At 56.1% G+C, this 18,560-nt stretch carries 18 protein-coding genes; 9 read left to right on the forward strand and 9 right to left on the reverse strand.

All coding sequences use genetic code 11. The features are described 5' to 3' along the window. The first annotated feature begins 29 nt into the window (after window positions 1-29). A complete protein-coding gene (locus Q1B46_RS19495; RefSeq protein ID WP_299950890.1) occupies window positions 30-920 on the forward strand; it encodes a LysR substrate-binding domain-containing protein in 891 nt (296 codons plus the stop codon). Here the strand turns inward: Q1B46_RS19495 and Q1B46_RS19500 are convergent. From Q1B46_RS19500 to Q1B46_RS19510, 3 genes are read right to left on the reverse strand one after another with little or no spacing between them, the layout of a single operon-like run. After that, the gene (locus Q1B46_RS19500) at window positions 907-1,479 is read right to left on the reverse strand and encodes a thiamine pyrophosphate-dependent enzyme (protein WP_299950893.1); all 573 of its coding nucleotides are present in this window, start codon (window positions 1,477-1,479) and stop codon (window positions 907-909) included. The genes Q1B46_RS19495 and Q1B46_RS19500 overlap by 14 nt on opposite strands. Beyond that, window positions 1,476-2,027, reverse strand: a complete 552-nt coding sequence (locus tag Q1B46_RS19505; RefSeq protein WP_299950896.1) for a decarboxylase — start codon at window positions 2,025-2,027, stop codon at window positions 1,476-1,478. Before Q1B46_RS19505 ends, Q1B46_RS19500 begins: the two co-directional genes overlap by 4 nt. Next, window positions 2,027-3,121, reverse strand: coding sequence for a histidinol-phosphate transaminase (locus Q1B46_RS19510; RefSeq protein ID WP_299950898.1), 1,095 nt, complete (start codon window positions 3,119-3,121; stop codon window positions 2,027-2,029). The genes Q1B46_RS19505 and Q1B46_RS19510 overlap by 1 nt, the downstream gene beginning before the upstream one ends. Window positions 3,122-3,247: 126 nt before the next feature. Here Q1B46_RS19510 and Q1B46_RS19515 point away from each other — a divergent pair, with 126 nt between their 5' ends. From Q1B46_RS19515 to Q1B46_RS19545, 7 genes are all read left to right on the forward strand, one after another. Beyond that, window positions 3,248-4,270, forward strand: a complete 1,023-nt coding sequence (locus Q1B46_RS19515; RefSeq protein ID WP_299950901.1) for a succinylglutamate desuccinylase/aspartoacylase family protein — start codon at window positions 3,248-3,250, stop codon at window positions 4,268-4,270. After that, window positions 4,271-5,731, forward strand: coding sequence for an aldehyde dehydrogenase family protein (locus tag Q1B46_RS19520; protein WP_299950904.1), 1,461 nt, complete (start codon window positions 4,271-4,273; stop codon window positions 5,729-5,731). It begins immediately after the preceding gene. Between the two features lie 272 nt (window positions 5,732-6,003). Further along, entirely contained in the window at window positions 6,004-7,386 is a 1,383-nt protein-coding gene (locus Q1B46_RS19525; protein ID WP_299950907.1) for an aromatic ring-hydroxylating dioxygenase subunit alpha, read from the forward strand. Continuing rightward, window positions 7,383-8,015, forward strand: a complete 633-nt coding sequence (locus Q1B46_RS19530; RefSeq protein ID WP_299950910.1) for a hypothetical protein — start codon at window positions 7,383-7,385, stop codon at window positions 8,013-8,015. Before Q1B46_RS19525 ends, Q1B46_RS19530 begins: the two co-directional genes overlap by 4 nt. After that, window positions 8,015-8,641, forward strand: coding sequence for a hypothetical protein (locus Q1B46_RS19535; RefSeq protein WP_299950913.1), 627 nt, complete (start codon window positions 8,015-8,017; stop codon window positions 8,639-8,641). Before Q1B46_RS19530 ends, Q1B46_RS19535 begins: the two co-directional genes overlap by 1 nt. Beyond that, window positions 8,638-9,831 (forward strand): DUF1116 domain-containing protein, encoded by a 1,194-nt coding sequence (locus Q1B46_RS19540; RefSeq protein WP_299950916.1) that lies wholly within the window; start codon window positions 8,638-8,640, stop codon window positions 9,829-9,831. Before Q1B46_RS19535 ends, Q1B46_RS19540 begins: the two co-directional genes overlap by 4 nt. After that, window positions 9,828-11,117 carry an amidase gene (locus Q1B46_RS19545; RefSeq protein WP_299950919.1) on the forward strand — a complete coding sequence of 430 codons (1,290 nt, stop codon included), beginning with the start codon at window positions 9,828-9,830 and terminating at the stop codon, window positions 11,115-11,117. The genes Q1B46_RS19540 and Q1B46_RS19545 overlap by 4 nt, the downstream gene beginning before the upstream one ends. Before the next feature lie 16 nt (window positions 11,118-11,133). Here Q1B46_RS19545 and Q1B46_RS19550 read toward each other — a convergent pair whose 3' ends face one another. From Q1B46_RS19550 to Q1B46_RS19575, 6 genes are all read right to left on the reverse strand, one after another. Then, complete coding sequence (locus tag Q1B46_RS19550; RefSeq protein WP_299950922.1) at window positions 11,134-12,066, reverse strand: AEC family transporter; 933 nt, start codon at window positions 12,064-12,066, stop codon at window positions 11,134-11,136. 82 nt (window positions 12,067-12,148) lie between these two features. Next, complete coding sequence (locus Q1B46_RS19555; RefSeq protein ID WP_299950925.1) at window positions 12,149-12,562, reverse strand: RidA family protein; 414 nt, start codon at window positions 12,560-12,562, stop codon at window positions 12,149-12,151. A gap of 15 nt (window positions 12,563-12,577) precedes the next feature. Next, window positions 12,578-13,075, reverse strand: a complete 498-nt coding sequence (locus Q1B46_RS19560) for a sarcosine oxidase subunit gamma (protein ID WP_299950927.1) — start codon at window positions 13,073-13,075, stop codon at window positions 12,578-12,580. A gap of 1 nt (window position 13,076) precedes the next feature. Then, entirely contained in the window at window positions 13,077-15,944 is a 2,868-nt protein-coding gene (locus Q1B46_RS19565) for a 2Fe-2S iron-sulfur cluster-binding protein (RefSeq protein WP_299950930.1), read from the reverse strand. Continuing rightward, entirely contained in the window at window positions 15,931-16,188 is a 258-nt protein-coding gene (locus Q1B46_RS19570; protein WP_299669277.1) for a sarcosine oxidase subunit delta, read from the reverse strand. Before Q1B46_RS19570 ends, Q1B46_RS19565 begins: the two co-directional genes overlap by 14 nt. Window positions 16,189-16,202: 14 nt before the next feature. After that, window positions 16,203-17,462: an FAD-dependent oxidoreductase gene (locus Q1B46_RS19575; protein ID WP_299950936.1), complete on the reverse strand. Its 1,260-nt coding sequence runs from the start codon at window positions 17,460-17,462 to the stop codon at window positions 16,203-16,205. Window positions 17,463-17,739: 277 nt separating this feature from the next. Here Q1B46_RS19575 and Q1B46_RS19580 point away from each other — a divergent pair, with 277 nt between their 5' ends. Further along, window positions 17,740-18,528, forward strand: coding sequence for a phytanoyl-CoA dioxygenase family protein (locus tag Q1B46_RS19580; RefSeq protein ID WP_299950939.1), 789 nt, complete (start codon window positions 17,740-17,742; stop codon window positions 18,526-18,528). Window positions 18,529-18,560 lie beyond the last annotated feature (32 nt).

Genomic DNA, 18,560 nt, shown 5'->3' on the forward strand with positions numbered 1-18,560 from the left:
TGCCATGCCGGAGTGAAAATACCTAAAGAATGAAAATTACTTTTCGACAGGTTGATGCGTTCCGGGCCGTTGTGTCCACCGGAACCGTAACAGAAGCGGCGGCACTGCTTGGCATTTCACAACCCGCCGTCAGTCGGTTAATCTCGGACCTTGAGGCCGAGGTCGGGTTTGCCCTTTTCCAACGCTCAGGCAGGGTTCTGGTCCCAACGGACGAGTCGCGGCTCTTGGTGCAAGAGGTACGACAAGCCGTCAGCGGGATGGAACACATCAAGCAGGCAGCGACAGCGATCGGAAACTTTGGACATGCGCGGCTAAGCTTGGTGACAACACCTGCTTTCGCGACGCAACTAGCACCGGACCTGATCAGTGCATTCGCATCTGCTTGCCCCGAGGCCATGGCGCAACTTGAATTTGAAGCCAACGATGATTCAGTAGAGTGGCTGGTTTCGCAAAGCTATGACTTTGGAATTACGTCCAGCGTCCCGTCAAACCCATCCTTTGACAGCCTGATGCTTTCGGATGACGATGTGTATTGCGTCTTGCCCAAAGGACACCGGTTGGAAGACAAAGCGGTTATCCACGCGCGGGATTTGGCGGATGAAAGTTTTGTCTCATATATGGGCTCATCCCGCTTTCGGTTTGAAATTGACCGCTTTTTTGAAGCCAAATCGATACCGCGGAGCATGAAATACGAGACCCGAACAACAGATGGTGTCTGCCGGCTGGTCGCGCGCGGTCTTGGTGTTTCGATTGTCGGTATGTCCAAAGGTCATTCCGAAACAATACCAGGATGCGTCGTATTGCCATTTGCCGCGCCCCTGAATTTTCAGACCGTTCTGTTCTGGTCCAAAAACAGGCCGCTATCTGCCGTTGGAAAAATCTTTCTCGAAATCGCGAGGGATACGCTCAACTCTGATTGAGCGCGTCCCTGAAGGTCTTTCGCGCCTTTGCACTGTGAATATAGTGATAATCACGTGGATAGGGCTTGCCTGCGCGAACTTCCATGGAAACAAATTGCGGTCCCGGTGCGGCCAGAATGTGGGGCAGCGCGTCGGTAAACAGCTCAAGCTCACGAAAGCCTTGCGACCCAGCATACCCGGCTGAGCGGGCGAAACCGACAAAATCCACCCGGTCAGCACCGGGCAACGGATGCGCCCCGTTCACTTCATAAATCCGGTTTGCTGCCAGAAAGTGGTACAGATTGGATACGCCCGAGTTCGCAATCGTGACAAGGGACCCAAGATTCATCAACAGGCTGCCATCCCCATCCAGAACGATCACCCGCCTTTCAGGGTTTGCCAACGCCAGCCCCAATCCATGCGAACTGGCCTGACCCATTGCGCCAACGGCAACATAGTTCAGGTCCCGCGGATTGAGTTGCAGCCAGTCGAAGCAGCTTTGATACACGGCAACCACGATATCCCGTTCCGTCACATGTGGTATCATCGCGCCAAGCGCGGCATCACGGTCGATGATCATGGTGCCTCCGGGCTCCGGCCGATTAAGAAAATATGAGGGCGCGATCCTGCGTAGGCCGCTTCGACAGCCTGCGGGATGTGGTCGATATCTTCGGGTTCTTCGATCAGAGAATGCGATATGGCCATCGCATCCAGAACCGGCCGGATAATCCGCACCCCGTATGAGGCTGACTGGTCAGGCTTCACATGCGGCTCTTTCCCCTGCAACCCGACCATCATCACGATAGGCAGCTCATAATCCACGCCGATTGCGCGAATGGCATTCAGTGAATCCATCAGCCCGGTCTGCTGCATCATCAACAACGCCCGGGTGCCATTGTATGACATCGCCCCACAAATACTGACGCCTTCGTCCTCTTTGCAGATACGGGTCAAACGAAAATCAGGATCTACCGAAATGGGCCAAAGCAAACCGTCACTGGTTACGATGTCGGGAAGGGCCACAATTTCACGAATTCCAGCCTCTTTAATCCGGGCGATGATACCGGCGCCGGACGGAAAGGCCACTTCGGTCGAAGAACTTGCGGCTGGTTGAGGAGACGCACCCATCAGCTTCGCCCATTCAGAAATTCGGCGATCCCATTGCGCACAGCTTGCAGTTCGTGAGGTCGCCCAATCGTAATGCGAATATAATCCTTGTAAGCAGGTGATGCGAGGCGCCGCACTGCGATGCCTTTCCGGCGCAAGAACAGGTCAACCGCTTTGGCCGATTTCACCGGGTCGGGGAAATGAACCAAAAGGAAATTGGCCTGACTGGGCACAATCGTCAGACCCAATGCCTGCATCTCCGATGAAAGCCAATTGCGACCGCACCGATTGGCTTCATATACGAACCGTGTATGCGCCTGATCTTCCAGTGCCGCAATCGCCGCTACTGCCGACGGTGATGCAACTGGAAAGGTTAAAGCAATCCGGCGAACACTGTCCAATATGTCCGGTGGGCCGAACATCCATCCAACCCGCGCCCCGGCCAGCCCATAGATCTTGGAAAACGTCCTGCACATGACAACATTGCCTGCCTCTTCCACCAACTTGTGCGCAGGCTCATAGTCGTCGGCGTCGACATATTCTTCATATGCCGCATCAATCACCAGCAATACATCTTCGGGTAACGCGGCGTGTAACCGCCTCACCTCAGCCCCATTCAGATAGGTTCCGGCGGGATTTTCTGGGTTGGCGAGATAAACGATGCGCGTTCGTTCGCTAAGGGCCGCAATCATTTGGTCAACCGATGGCTTGAAACCCTCATCCGGGACCGAAATCACATCAGCATCATTCGCATAGACGTAGTTGGGAACTTTCAGATATCCGTTGGCGCTTCGGATTAACTCAGTACCAGGTCCCAGATAGGCCCTGGCCAAACGTGCCAACAAATCATCCGAGCCTTGCCCAGTTGTAATTCGGGATTCGTCCAAACCAAAATGCGCCCCGATCGCTGGCGTCAAAAGCCGGTCGGGATTTTCGAGATAGCGTTCGATTTCGCTCATGGCAGCGCGCGCCGCCGCACGCGCATTTGGGCTGGGCCCGTAAACGCTTTCATTCGAATTCAGAAGGATGGACGCAGGTGATCCGTCCTCAATCGGTGCGCCCACCATGTGTGGCCGAATTTTATCTATTCCCGATTTTGCCCTGGCTATGACCATGAATTTATCCTGATACGGCTTAATTGTTACGCGCTCATCTATTATATCACATATTTTTTGTTGTATGCCAATTCACTTGCATAATTATTATGATATAGAAGTAATACACCGAGCGAAGGACAAGTCATGAGCCTGACTCCATCAAACCAGCCCAGCAGACTGAGCGCGACCATAGATCTGGATTTGCCCGGCAAGCAGGTCGGGGATCTAATGTTGAAATGGTCAGACAACTCCGTCCCTCTTGGCTATCACCCTGTTCCGATCGTCAGCTTGCGTGGCGGTGCTGGTCCGACTGTCTTGATGCTTGGTGGCACGCATGGGGATGAGTTCGAGGGCCCAGCCGCAATACTGCGCCTAGCTGAACACCTGGACCCGGCCGAGCTTCACGGGCAGATCATCCTGATCCCCGCCCTGAATGCACCCGCAGTTGCGGAATCTTCACGTGTTTCGCCGCTGGACGGACAAAACCTGAACCGCGCTTTCCCTGGTGATCCTGATGGCGGACCAACCGCCATGCTGGCACATTATGTTGAAACCGTGCTGCTTTCTCGCTGCGACGCGGTGATCGATTTGCATTCGGGTGGGAAGGCATCGGTCTTTGCCCCTTGCGCTCTTGCCACGCATTGCGCAGATCCTGACTTGGCCCAGACGAACCTTGATCTGGCCCACATCTTCGGGCTGCCCCTGATCTGGATGTTGGGGAAGCACAACGACAATCGTTCAGTCAACGCTGCGGCAGAACGTGTGGGCGTGCCGATGATCGCTGCCGAGCTGGGCGGGGGCGGTAATATCACGCCCGAAATTGTGGATGCCACAGAAACAGGCTTGATGCGATGCTTGGCGCATCTTGGGCTTGTGGAAAACCGTTACCCTGCCCCAAAACCCGCGCGCTGCGTCGAAATCTTGTCGCCGTTTGACTCGTTATACGCTCCCGAGGGTGGCATTTTCGATCGGCAGGTCTCAGCCGGGCAAGACGTACAGGCCGGTGATGTCGCAGGTTATCTTCGTTTCCCGGATACCCCGGGTCGGCCTGCTGTGGAGCTGAGCTTTCCCAACAATGGTTTTGTGTTGGCACATGGAAATCGTGGTTTGGTGCGTCAGGGTGATTTGCTGGCTCTTGTCGCGCAGAATGTTACGGAAGGGTCTTGAATGCGGACATACACACCGTTTGTTTCAGGTGAATTTCAACAATGGACAGGCGAGACAATTCCCAGCGTCAACCCGGCAACGGGTCAGGAATGGAGCCTTATTGCCAGATGTAACGCCGCTGATGCCGACGCTGCAATCCGGGATGCGGACCGTGCGTTCAGACAGGGCCAATGGGCCGCGCTGAGTGCAGAGGGGCGCGCCGACAAACTCGACGCTCTCGCCGATGTGCTGGAACAGCGCTGGGAAGAGCTGGTCGAGCCAGAAATTATGGATAACGGTAAGCGCATCACTGAAGTACGCGGTCAGTTCTCGGGGTTACACGGCTGGTATCGTCATTTTGCAGCCGAGGCGCGGAAACTGGCCCCCGTTTCCCAGAACAATTCCATTCCCGGCGTCACCAGTGTTGGGCATTTGATGCCCTACGGCGTGGTCGTCGCGATTACACCGTGGAATTCACCTTTGATGATACTTGCCTGGAAATTGGCCCCGGCGCTGGCCGCTGGGAATACGGTTGTGGTGAAACCATCAGAGATGGCTTCGGCCTCAACTTTGGAATTCGCGCGACTGGCACATGAGGCGGGCCTTCCGCCCGGCGTGCTAAACGTCTTAACCGGGTTTGGCCATGAAGTCGGAGAAGCGCTGGTGAGGCACCCTCTGACGCGCAAGGTGACCTTCACGGGGTCGGATATGGGGGGGCGCAAAGTGGCGAATGCGGCCTCGGACAATGTGGTCCCCACCACGCTCGAACTCGGCGGTAAGTCGCCCCAGGTCGTCTTCGACGATTGTGATCTGGGCGCCGCCGTCAATGGTGTCTTGTCGGGGATTTTTCTGTCCAATGGCCAGACCTGCGTCGCCGGATCAAGATTGATTGTCCAGACATCCATCAAGGATAAGTTGATATCGCGGTTGCTGGAACGGGCCCGCCCCCTGAAGCCCGGAGACCCCTTGGATCCGTCCACACAGATTGCGCCGCTTGCCAACGAACCACATTTGCGCAAGGTCACAGCAATGATCGAACAGGCAAAGCTTGATGGGGCAAGGTGTTTGTTGGACGGTACTGAAACGGTGAAAGGACTTGCCGGGTATTATGTCGGCCCGACGGTCTTTGATCAGGTTTCTCAGGACATGGAGATCTGGCGCGAAGAAGTATTTGGCCCCGTGCTTTGTGTTGCCACATTCGAGTCAGAGGATGAAGCCATCGCGCTGGCCAATGACAGCGACTATGGGCTGGCTGCAGGAATTTGGACCACAGATACCGTCAAGGCCGCCCGCGTAGCTGACGCACTATGTTCCGGGACAGTATATATCAATCACTACCGCAGCGTAGATCCCGGCAGTCCGATTGGTGGCATCAAACTATCGGGATACGGGCGAGAGTTGGGGCCCGACGCGATCAGTGATTTCCTTCAGGTTAAGTCTGTCTGGACCGGCTCTAGCCCAGTACCCGATCCGTTCCCCTGAATGTCCCGGGCTTCGCGGTGCACGCGCAACCACAAGGCCACCGATTGAAACGAAATGGATACGGGTTCTGGTCTCTGGATGGCGCTTCAATAAATAACTATTTGACATGTGACATATACTATCAATAATTAAATATGATAAATATTGCGCAGCCCGATTGCCCAGGCAAAAACACTTTTTCGGGTTCGCTTCGCCCAAAATTGCACGAAGCCCTGAGCCGCATCTGAAAGCCGAAGCCAGGCGCATATGGCATGCATCACCGGAAGGCCCAAATGACAAAGCCACCTGAGAACAGCCCATTCGAAATCCCCGCAGGAAACTTCCGCGGCCATGATCAACAAGGTGTCTGGTCAGAAAGCTACGACCCGGAACTGACTGAGGTTGGCCCAGGCACTCCCTGCGGCGAATATCTGCGCCGGTTCTGGATGCCCGTTGCGATGACGGACCAGATCGGCCATCTCCCTTATCGCATCCGCATTCTGGGCGAAGATCTGATCCTGTTTCGCGAAAAGAAAGATGGCAAACTGGGATGTACCCATCTGCATTGCTGCCACCGAAACATGAGCTTGGAATTTGGCATCGTGGAAGAGGGCGGAATCCGCTGTTCCTACCACGGCTGGAAATATGGTCTCGATGGGACCGTTCTGGAAACGCCATGCGAACCCCCGGCTTCCCAGGTCAAGAAAAAAGCATGTCTGGGTGCCTACCCGATCGTCGAATATAAGGGGCTGGCTTTTGCTTATATGGGGCCTGCGGATAAAACGCCCCCTTTCCCAGTCATGGATACATTCGACGACGAAGGTGATGAACTGGTGCCCTATCTCATCAAGTCGCCCTGCAACTGGTTGCAGGTGATGGAAAACGCATGGGACCCGTTTCACGTGGTCTATTTGCATACCAAAGCGGCGCGGGTGCAATTCCACGAAGCCTTCGCACATATGCCGATGATTGAGTTCCATGACAGTCAGACCGGCGATTTTTACACAAACGTGCGCCGGGATGGTGATTTCATCTGGGTGCGGGTGCATGATCACATGCTGCCCTCGTTCACTCAGAATGGCGGTCATTTTCCGATCCCCGATCGCTCTCGGTATTTCGGGCGGGGCGGTCTGACACGGTGGATCACTCCGATTGATGACACCAATACGATGGTCATCGCATGGCGTCACTTTCGGGAAGAGCGGTTCAACGATGACCCGCGCGGCATGACCAATCGAGATGAGGTCGGCTTTGGCACGACCGACTTTTACGGCCAGGGGCCGGATCGTCCTTATGAAATGCGGCAGCGCGATCCGGGCGACTATGATGCCTGGGTCAGTCAGGGTCCGATCAACATCCATGCCCGCGAGAACCTGTCTTTTACCGACCGGGGCGTGGCCAAGGCGCGCCGGATGCTGCGCAACGCAATTCGCGCACTTCAGGACGGAACACCGCCCGAGCAGCCGACTGACAACTTCAGTGGGGTTATCCCGACCTATGCGGGTGATACCGTACTGAAAATCCCGTTACAGGAGGGACGTGATGATGGGGCCTTGCAAAAAGAAGTCTCGTTCAAGGTCGCAGATATCCTGAAGTCCGGCGACCATTTGCAGGGGTCTGAGCGTCGCGCCTTCATCGAAGGCGCATTGAAGGAATATGAGGCAGGTTGGTCATGAACACGCGCATTCCCCACAACCCGGGCCGGGTTGATTGGTCGGGCGAGAACCCGGGCATATACCTCAAACAACAGCCCGATCAGGCGCATTACGATACGTTGGCTTTGTTTTTTCGCGTGGTTTTGTCGCCATATGGGCGTGGCCATGCCGCCATCGTACTTGGCGCCCCGGATGAAGCCAGCGGCTGGCCGATTGTCCCCAACCTGATCATGACCGACAACCAGCGCATGATGCGCTGGATCGTCGACGGCTGGGTCACCAAGATGCCGACCTTTGTCGGCAAACCCGGACTGCAAGCCATGACGTGGCTGGATTGTGACAGCGTTGAAAAGCGGCCCGGCGACCTTAAGACACGCTATTCGGAAACCCTGCGTGGTTCGGGCGTGACACTGGAAATGATCTGGCAGGATATGGGGCCGCCGCTGCCGGTTGAAGTGACCCGCGAAAATTCGGCCACCAAAGAGCACGAGATGTATTCCGTATTTCTTGAAGCCAAGCAGGCGCAGGTCAGGATCAACGGCACCGCCCTGCCCGGTCAGGTGGCAGATCGCCAGTTCTTTGGCCGCACGATGAGCACGGCTTTTCTGGCCTTCTCGGAAACCTGGGTCACTCCAGCGGAGGACGACTGATGCCCCTGAACGAACCAATTACCCCAGGTGTTGTCGACTGGACCGGTGAAAACCCCGGTATCCTTCTTAAGGATGAGAACGACAATTTCAGCGCAATGGCGCTTTTCTTCCGCGTCGCTTGGTCCCCAGTCGGTCAGGGGCAGGTGCTGCTGTTGTTGGGATCACCTGATCTGGCTGATGGGCCACCCGAGGCACCAAACGTCATTCTCAGCGACAATCCTGACCTAACCTCGTTCCTGAAAAAGAATTTTATCAGCAAACTGGCCGCATTCGCCAATGCACCGTCTTTTGCCACTCTGCCGGAAATCGGAGCTCAGGCCGTACGCAGCTCGGGCGACCCCATGAGCCACCGCTACACCGAAACGATTTCAGGCGGCACTCTGACGGTTGAATTGGTTTGGGAAGGTTTTGAACCACCCCGCGCGTTGGAGTTATCCCCGCATGAGGTCGCGTCGGGCGAACAAAACATGTTCTCGCTGCTGGTCCCTGCCCATTCGGCCCAGATCATCGTCAATGGCCGCGCACTACCGGGCAAGCTGGGCACGCGAGTGCAGGCCGGGTATGAGACTACAACTGCGTTTCTCTACTTCTCAGAAACCTGGATCATCCCGCCGGAGGGATCATGACCCTGCACCCTGCCGATCAGTTGGCATTCGACCGCGCGATGGTCACACAACCGGTCTGGAACCGTTTCAATTCCGCGGCCGACGCGGTTGGGCTGGCTGACAATGTGCTGCTGCACGCCGGTCCTGCGTTTTTCAGCGCTGCTCAAATCACTGCCCCTATTCTGAACTCGGCGTGTGTTTCGGCGGTCTGGGAAGGACTGGCCCGGGATTTTGATCAAGCCGAAGCCATGATCATGGCAGGTGAAATTAAGATGCATCCGGCACAGGATCACGATGTTGTCACGCCGTTGGCGGCCGTGGTTTCAGCCTCGATGCCACTGCATACGGTTTATGATGCATGGCGCGGTCAGACGCGGGTTTTTGCTCCAATCAATGGCGGCGCACGCCCGTCCTTACGGTTGGGTCTACGGTCAGAGGCAGTGCTTGAACACATTCGCTGGCTGAACACACGCTTTCTGGATGTTTTGCAGAATGGTCTGGCAGAAGGGATTGCTCTGGTTCCGCTGGCCGTCGAGGGCCTGATGGGCGGTGATGATTGTCACGGGCGCACCCCAGTCGCAGGCAAAGCGTTGGTTGCTGAGCTGAAGGACCGCACACCCGGCGGCATTCGCGACGAAGAAGCGCTGGAATTCATGGAAAGCTCACCTTCGCTGTTCCTCAATCTCTGGATGGCAGCGACAAAGTTGATGATGAAACTTGCTGAAGGGGTCGAAGGCTCCAGTTTTGTCACTGCGGCGGGTGGAAATGGGCAAGAGGTTGGTATCCAGATCTCGGGCCTGCCCGGACAATGGTTTACAGTTCCGGCAACACCGCCCAAGGGGCGTTTCGATACAGACTTGCCCCAAGATCGCGCGCTTGGCGCAATCGGCGACAGCGCCGTGGTCGAGGCTTTTGGTCTGGGTGCCATGGCGATCGAGCTTAGCCCGGAACAGAAAAAGGCACTTGGTGCCTATCTGCCCGACAATTCCGAGGCCCGCATGACTGGCCTTTCAGCCGGTGCTCATCCCTATTTCCGCGCGTTGGATATTCGGCTTGGCTCGACCGCGCGCGGTGCAGTGGCGCAAGGATCAGGTCCGGCAATTGGTTTGGGTATTCTTGATCGGATGGGTCAGGCCGGACGGTTGGGAGGCGGCATCTACGATATGCCGGTTGATCCGTTCAGCGCTGCGGTGAAAGCACTGGGTGCATGACCGACCTGAACCGCCGCAGCGCGCGCAACCTTGCCCAACGGATCAAGATGAGAGAGGTCAAACCCTCAGAGGTTATGCAGGCGCATCTGGATCGTATCGCACTGCGTGAACCCGACATCGGGGCGTTTCAGTATCTCGATGCGGATCGCGCAATGGATCGTGCGATGGCCGCCGACCTGCAGCATGCAAACGGGCCGTTGCATGGTGTACCCTTCGTGATCAAGGATATCATCGACACAGACGACATGCCGACGGGTTGGGGCAGTGACCTGTATTCCGACCGCCGGCCAGTCAGAAACGCGGCCTGCGTTCAGATGTTTCTGGATGCGGGCGCTATTCCCATCGGCAAAACAGTCACGACTGAGTTTGCCTATTTCCGGCCCGGCAAAACGGCAAACCCGCACAATCTGGCGCATACGCCGGGCGGGTCTTCATCGGGCTCTGCCGCCGCCGTAGCTGATTTTATGGCCCCGTTGGCCTTTGGGTCGCAGACAGCTGCATCACTGATCAGACCTGCGGCTTATTGCGGGGTCTATGGATTTCGCCCCACGATCCATGGCTATCCACTTGCAGGGGTGATGGGATTGTCGCCAAGTCTTGATACACTCGGCGTTCTCGCCCGCGATCCAAATGACTTGGCGCTGGCCGATGCGGTGTTGCGCGGCACAAACCCTCCACAAGCTGCACAGTTCGAGGACAATCTGCCTCGCATCAGTCTGATGCGCGGTCCGCATTGGATGGATGGTTCGATCGAGATGCGTGACACCTGCACCCGCGCCTTGTCTGCCATTGCAGGAACAGGGGCCGAAACGGGTGAGATTGCACACCCTGAGATTTTTGCCGACCTGACAGCGGCGCATAACACAGTGATGGCTTATGAGGCCGCCCGACTGCGCCGCGATGAGTTCGAAAAAGGGATTCCTGCAATCAGCCTCCAATTCCAGGCTCTGATAGAAACCGGGCTAGAGGTCAGCGAGGCGAATTACCAACACGCAAAAACCGTCCGAGACCGCGCTGTAATGATATTGGAACAGCTTTTTAGGGATACCGACGCCCTTCTTGTTCCGTCTGCTCCAGGTTCGGCCCCGGTAGGATTGGAAGCAACCGGCGATCCGTTGTTCTCACGCATGTGGAACCTGTTGCAGATACCATCCGTGGCAGTCCCTTTTGGCACCAATGCAGACGGGTTGCCGCTGGGTGTACAGCTTATCGCACCGCGCGGCAGCGATGCCCGGTTGCTTGATATCGCACAATGGGTGGGCAGTATCCTCAACCCACCGGACTGAATGGGTCTGCGTGGCCTTAACCAATCAAAGGCAATAATATCGCCAGTGAAATTGGGATGCTGACGGCTGCAATAAGGGTCTGAAGTGTCACTATGGCGGCCATCAACGGCGCGTCGCCGCCCAATTGCTTGGACAAGGTATAAGAAGAAGCCCCAGTTGGAACCACCGAATAAACCACCGCGATCATCAGCACATCCTGCGGAAGCCCGACCAGCATCCCAATACTCAAAGCTGCCAGCGGAAACACCAGCATTTTGCCAACAAAGGCCAGAACCAAGGGCATCAAGCTCGCCGCCATGGCCCGAACACGCAGGTTCGCACCAACCGCCAGCAAAGTAATCGGCAAAGCACCCGCCCCCAGAATGTCAGCTACGTCATGGACAACAGGAATGCGATCACCGATCACCTGATTTGCCCCAACAGCCAATAGGATCGAAATGACATAAGGGTTGCGCCCAAGCTCGCGCAGGATAGCGACCGGCAGGCGGGTTGCTGTATCCTGTTTCAGCGCCCCGACCATCATGACCACCATAACTATATTGGTGATCGGCACCAGTATCGCAGTCGCCAGAATCGCGATGTCAAACCCTGCTGGACCAAAGAGATTGGCTGCAAGCGCGAGACCAATGAACGAGTTGTGCCGCGCACTTCCCTGAAGGATCGACGTCGCCTGTGGTGCGGAATATCCCAGCAGTCGCGCGGTGATGACGGCAAAAACCAGCGCCGCCAGAAATCCGCCCAATATGGTCACTGAATAAAGCCCAAGCGCGGATTTATCCAAAGGCGATAGCGAAATTTTCGTGAACAGCAGGCAAGGCATCAGAACCCAGTAGACCAGCTTGTCATTCAGGTTCCAGAAATCGGTGCTGGGAATTCCACCTTTGCGAAGGGCCAGGCCCAACGCAATGATCAGAAAGATCGGCAATATCGAGGTCAGGGTCGAAAACATTTCAGTTCACTGACAATTTTGGGCGACGCATCGGGACCCTGTCATACCGCAAAATTCAGCGCAACTCATCTGACGCCGATTATCAGGCGCTTTCGTTTGGATCGTCGTCGATGATGGCCATTGCATCGATTTCAACCAGCAAAGTCGGGTCGGCCAACCCCTGCACGACCACTCCGGTTGAACAGTGATGCACGCCCTCGAACCAACGATTGATCGCCTCGTAAACGGCAGGCCGGTAAGAGATATCGGTGACATAAACCGTCAACTTGCAAACATCGGCAAGGCTGCCGCCGGCCTCTTCCATCCAGCGCTGAATGTTGCGGCAGGCCTGATCCGCTTGTGCGCCGGGGTCGCCTTCGCCGATGAGCGTCCCATCCAGCAAAGTTCCAACCTGTCCTTGCATAAAGACAAAATCACCCCGCGCGCGGATTGCCTTGGAATAGGTCGCCTGCGCGTGATACCGGGTCTGGTACTTGTGAATATGGGTGCGGGCCATTCGCTCTCTCTCCCTTCAGGCGGTGGCTCGGGACAGGTAGTCCTCGACCATATCGCCAAAACTCTGTTCTACGGCGAACTCAAAGCCACCTTTGCACCGCATAACCAGCGCCTTCAGGCTAAACAGCTCGGAATAGGTAACAGCATCTTCGCTGAACTCAGTTTCATGAAAATCCAATGGGCATGCAATGGACATTACTTCGTCGGCATGTGGGCCGGTCACACGAAAGAAAGTCAGCGTGTCCGAGACCTGCACGATACTGATATCTGCTGGACAATCGGTTGGTCTGAGATGCTCTCCCAGTTTGACTTCCTGATCCAATGCAGCGCGGGCGATCCAATGGTTTCGCCCGATATGGTACAGCTCCACCGCATCCTGGCCAGACCGGGAATTTGGTCGTTCAGGCCACGTTGGCAAGACATCGCCTGCCCAGCTTTGTATGGCAGCGGGTTTCCCCTTCAGATCAAACAGCGCATTAAGACCTTGGCGCACAATTTCCACGTCATAACTCATCTCAGGACCTTAACAGATTGCCATCGGGATCATGGAATACTGGTTTGGTGATCTTGACTGGGATCACCTCATCTTTCAGCCGGACATGGGCGGTTTCCCCATGCCGACCATGCCCGCCCTGCAGCAATGCCAACCCGACCCAACGGTCGTTTACCACACTCCAGACACACGCTGTTACAAGCCCCTCGGTAGCTTCCTTTCGGCCTCCGGGTGTCAGCGGCGCGCCCTCGGGCACTTGTTTGTTGGGATCATCCGGCAGAATTCCAACAAGTTCCCTGCGGGTTGATGCACCCTCGCGGCGCAGTAGGATCGAGCGTTTGCCCAAATAGTCCGTCTTTTTCTTCGACATGACCCAACCCATCCCAAGGTCATAGGCGTCCGCTGTACCGTCAACTTCGTGCCCCAGCGACAGAAAACCCTTTTCGACCCGCAACACATGGCTGGATTCCGAACCCACGGGTAGGATTCCAAAGGGTTCACCTGCCTCTAGTACCTTGTCCCACAACGCCGCCATGTGGCGCGGGGCTACATTGACCTCGAACGACAGCTCACCTGTAAAACTGACCCGGACAACGCGCGCGGGGAAACCCGCGACTGTCCCATCCCTGAAAGACATGAACGGAAACGCCTCGGGCGACAGGTCGATATCCGTTCCAAGGGCCTGCATCACGTCCCGCGCGCGCGGGCCGCAGATCGTGGCGTTGTTCCATTGGCTTGTCACAGTGGTGATCATGACCTGCCAATCGGGGAATTCGGTCTGAAGCAGCTTTTCCATATGCTGGTTCATTGCATCAGCATGGCCGGTAGAGGTTGAAACAAGCCATCGATGATCATCCAACCGGAACACCACACCGTCATCGAGGATCAGCCCATCATCCGACAACATCAGTCCATAGCGCCCATTGCCGGGCGTTAGCGAAGACATCACGTTCGAGTAGACAAAATCGAGGAATTGCGGGACATCCCGCCCTTTCAACTCGAACGTACCAAGCGGAGAGCCATCATAGACGCCAACCCCCTCTCGAACCGCCCGGCATTCGCGGTTCACCGCTTCCTGAAGGCCTTCGCCTTGATCGGGGAAATAGCCGGGCCGCCGCCAACGCGCACCGGCTTCGTACATGACTGCCCCGTTATCCTCATTCCACTGGGTTACAGGTGTATGACGGTACGGGAACAGAACCGAGCCCTCTCGTAATCCACCAATCGCGCCGAATGAAACAGGCGTGTATGGGGACCGGAACGTGGTCGTGCCAACCTCTTGCAGCGGTACGCCTTTTTGCATCGCGACAGTGCCGATGATGTTGATATTCCCGGTCTTACCCTGATCGATGCCCATGCCGCCCGTGGTGTAGCGTTTCACATGTTCGACATTATCATAGCCCTCGCGCAGGGCCAGATGCACATCGCTGACGGATACGTCATTCTGAATATCCAAAAACGCCTTTCCACGCTGGTCTGGCAGGTCGACACGCCAGAGCGGCTCGATCTCATATGCAAGATCCTCGCCCCCCTCGATGATCTGATCCAGCGCCAGATGTCCGGCTGCGGCACCAATAGCTGTGCAATTCTGCGCCGCTTGATCAGGAAGAAAAGCCGCAAGCCTTTCGTCAAACTGCAGCGAACTGCGAGATTGTGACCACAAATGTACGGTCGGATTCCACCCCCCTGAATGCGCCAGAACATCACATTCAATCCAGCTTTCTACACCCGTTGCGGATACAGCCTTTGCAGCTTTGACCCCCTTGCGCCCCCGCACGTCTCCGACAACGGTTGAAGCGTGCACCGACAATCCGGGCACCATATCCAGAGTGGCCTGAGGCACAGTCGCACGACTGTCGAGAATGGCCTCAACCCTTATCCCGGTCGCTACCAAATCAGACGCTACTGCGTATACGCTATTGTTATTAGTGAATAACACCAACCGTTTACCCGGAGTAACACCCCATCGGTTTACATAGGCTTGGACCGACGACGCTAACATGACCCCTGGCCGATCATTATTGCTGAAGACCATGGCACGTTCTGTAGCACCCGTGGCGATGATAACTTCGCCTGCCCGTACGCGCCACGAACGCTCAATGATGCGGTCTTGTTCAGGATTACGTTCATTTACAATCAGCAGATTGTGCTCACGATAGGCCCAGACCGTGGCCTTCTGCAGATGGGTGACGTTGGTCATCTCGCGCAGCTCTTGAACCGCGTCGTCCACCCAGCCCATTGCTGGTTGCCCGTTGATGGTCAGGTTTCGGTTCAACAGGCTGCCGCCTGCCTCAGTACCTTCATCAGCAAGGAAGACGCGTTTACCCGCCCTGCCCGCCTCAAGCGCCGCCTGCAGCCCGGCCGGACCTGCGCCTGCGATCAGCACGTCGGTATGCGCATGACGGGCTTCGAAATGCCCCGAGGACGGTGGATTATTCGGTGCCGCGGCCAGACCGGCAGCTTTGCGGATTGAGGGCTCGAACAGGTGCCAATTGGGCCATTTGAATGTCTTGTAATAAAAACCAGCAGGAATAAAGCGGCCAAGCAGTTGATTGACCCCGCCCAAATCAAACTCGGGCGATGGCCAACAATTGACCGAACGCGCCCTCAACCCCTCACGCAGAGGAATGGTGGTTGCCGGACGGTTCCCCGAAGCGTCCTCGCCTTCAAGTTCCACCAGCGTTGCCGGTTCTTCCGGGCCATGGCCGACAATGCCACGTGGGCGGTGATATTTGAAACTGCGTGCCGTAACACGAACACCATTTGCCACCAGAGCCGAGGCTAATGTATCGCCTTCAAACCCTTCGTAAGACTTGCCGTTAAACGCAAAACGCAGGGGCTGACCTCGATCGATGCGTCCACCCGATGCGTGGCGGTTACTTTGAGTCATCTGGTGCCTCCACTATGTCGTGGGTTCGGGTATCGCGCCAGATTGCAAGCCACTCACCGCAACCCCGCGCATGCCACCAACGCTCATGGACCGGTCCTAATGGGTTTGGCGCCACGGTCAGGTATTCAACCCATTCCGCATCGCTAACGGTATTCGGATCGGGGCGATCAGCACCAACCGGGCCGCCATAGATAAATTCACTTTCACTACGTTCGCCGCAGAATGGGCAGGGTATTAGCATCATGATCCTGGCCTTTCCTATCTCGCCGTCGTTGTCCCGGCTTCCATCACAAAATCCAGATGGCGGAACCGGTTGAGCGTGAACGAGGACATCAAGGGGTGCGGCTCCTCTTTGGCCACCAGATACGCAAGCGTCAGGCCACCTGCGGGAATGGCCTTGTATCCCCCCCACCAACCAGCGGTGACGAACAGCCCCGGTATTTCGGTCTGATCCATGATGGGTGAGGCATCATGGGCGATATCCAGATGTCCGCCCCATTGCCGCATCAGTTTCAGTTTTTTGAAAGACGGGAACAGTGACAGCATCGCTGTCACCGTGTCTTCGAACACGTTCTGCTTGATATCGCGGCGAAAACTCTGACCCATATCCGGCGCACCACCGATCACCATCTCGCCTTTGTCGGATTGGCTGAAATAGAACCCACTGTCGGGGCAGTTCACTATGACGTCCACCAACGGCTGAACCGGTTCGGACACAAATGCCGTCAGGTTCATCGTGCGCAGAGGAAGCTTCAGCCCAGCCGTTTCGGTCAATGTTGTGGTATGGCCGGAGACTGCGACAACGACTTTCTTGGCGCGCACGGTGCCGCGATTTGTTTCAATACCACTGATATTGCCATCGGTCCCACGGATCAGAGATTGCACCGCAGTTTGCTGATGGATCTCGACCCCAAGCGCATCGGCTGCACGCGCATATCCCCAAGCCACCGCGTCATGCCGGTTCACGCCCGCATCCGTATGCACCATACCGCAGATCACGGGCAAACGTGCATCGGGTCCTCCTCCGGTCAATGCCGGGATTCTTTGGTGCAGCTCGTTCACCGAAATCTGTTCATAAGTCGAACCATAGATATCCATCACCAGCTGCCGACGCCTCAATTCGCGCAGTTTGGGCCAGGTCTGTACAACATCCACCATGGTGCGTTTCGAATGCATCATGTTGAAGTTCAGCTCATGCGTGAGACCCTCATACATCGCGACGGATTTGACGTAGAATGGGATCGACTCGTCACGCATATAATTCGAACGGATGGTCACCGTGTTGCGTGCAATGTTACCTCCGCCCAGCCAACCACGTTCAAGCACAGCCACATCTTTAATGCCGAACTCTTTAGCTAGATAATAGGCAGTCGCCAGGCCATGCCCCCCTGCCCCGATCACGACAACGTCGTACTGATCCTTCAATGGCGGTGAACGCCAGGCAAGAGGCCAGTTGCGGTGCCCGGAAAACGCATTCCGGGCGAGCGAGAACACAGAATAATTTTGCATGGTAGCCATAGCATTCATCAAAAGATATGTACCGTCAATCAATTTCTTTACTAATGCGCAACGCCCTTGGAGGATCACCCAAATTGATTTATAAGAGGGTATGCAGCTGCACATTGAACAGTTTCATCGGAACATGGCTGGCAAATGGTCGGCCCGGTCCCGGTGGCCTTGCTTCATCATCAACTGCCGCAGCTCTCCATCCTTCTGACTCCGCCCAAATCACGGCGCTATGCGCCAGTTAACAATCCCACCCGGAAACGGCGTGGACACAAAGTGGATGGATATTATGAACCAACCAAAAGAATTAACGGACATTCAGAAAGCCTATGAACGCGACGGGGTCGTGTTGCTGAAGAATATCCTGTCCGACGAATGGTTGACCAAATTACGAGACGCGGTTGACACCGAAGTCGCGAAGGGTGACCGATATTTTGCGTATAAGAACATGCGCGAAAATCCCGGTACATTTCAGAATTACTGCCTGACATCGGATATCGGGCAACGAGTGGCCGAAGTTGCAGGCAGCCCGTGGACGTCGTTGATTTATGACCAGATTTTCGTGAAAGAGCCGGGCACCCAAACCCAGACCGGGTGGCACACTGACCAACCTTATTGGCCGGTGTCCGGCCCAATCATGACCATATGGATCGCGCTCGATCCAGTGGATCCTGACAATGGTGCGTTGGAATTCGTACGCGGATCACATGCATGGGGTGCAAAATATCGACCCTTCAAAACCGATCAGAAGGGTGGATTCCTGCACTATCTGGAAGAGGGCAACCCGGATTACATTGACATGCCGGATTTCGAAGCCGACCGCGCCCAATATGACATCTTCCACTTTGAAGACATGAAGCCGGGAGACGCGCTTGCCTTTGATGGGATGACCGTGCATTCGGCGATGGGGAACCGAACCTCAACACGCCGTCGGCGCGGATATGCCATACGCTTTGCTGTGAATGGCGCGACCTACGAGCCGCGGGATTCGGTTACCGAATGGCTGCACGATGATAGCCTGAAACCCGGCGCACCATTTGCCGGGGGCCGGTTTCCGGTCATCTACGAAACTGCCTAAGAGACGGGGCCGGGTCACCCGGCCCCCTTCGA

It is taken from the genome of uncultured Ruegeria sp. (genome assembly GCF_947500045.1).
Taxonomy (GTDB): Bacteria; Pseudomonadota; Alphaproteobacteria; order Rhodobacterales; family Rhodobacteraceae; genus Ruegeria.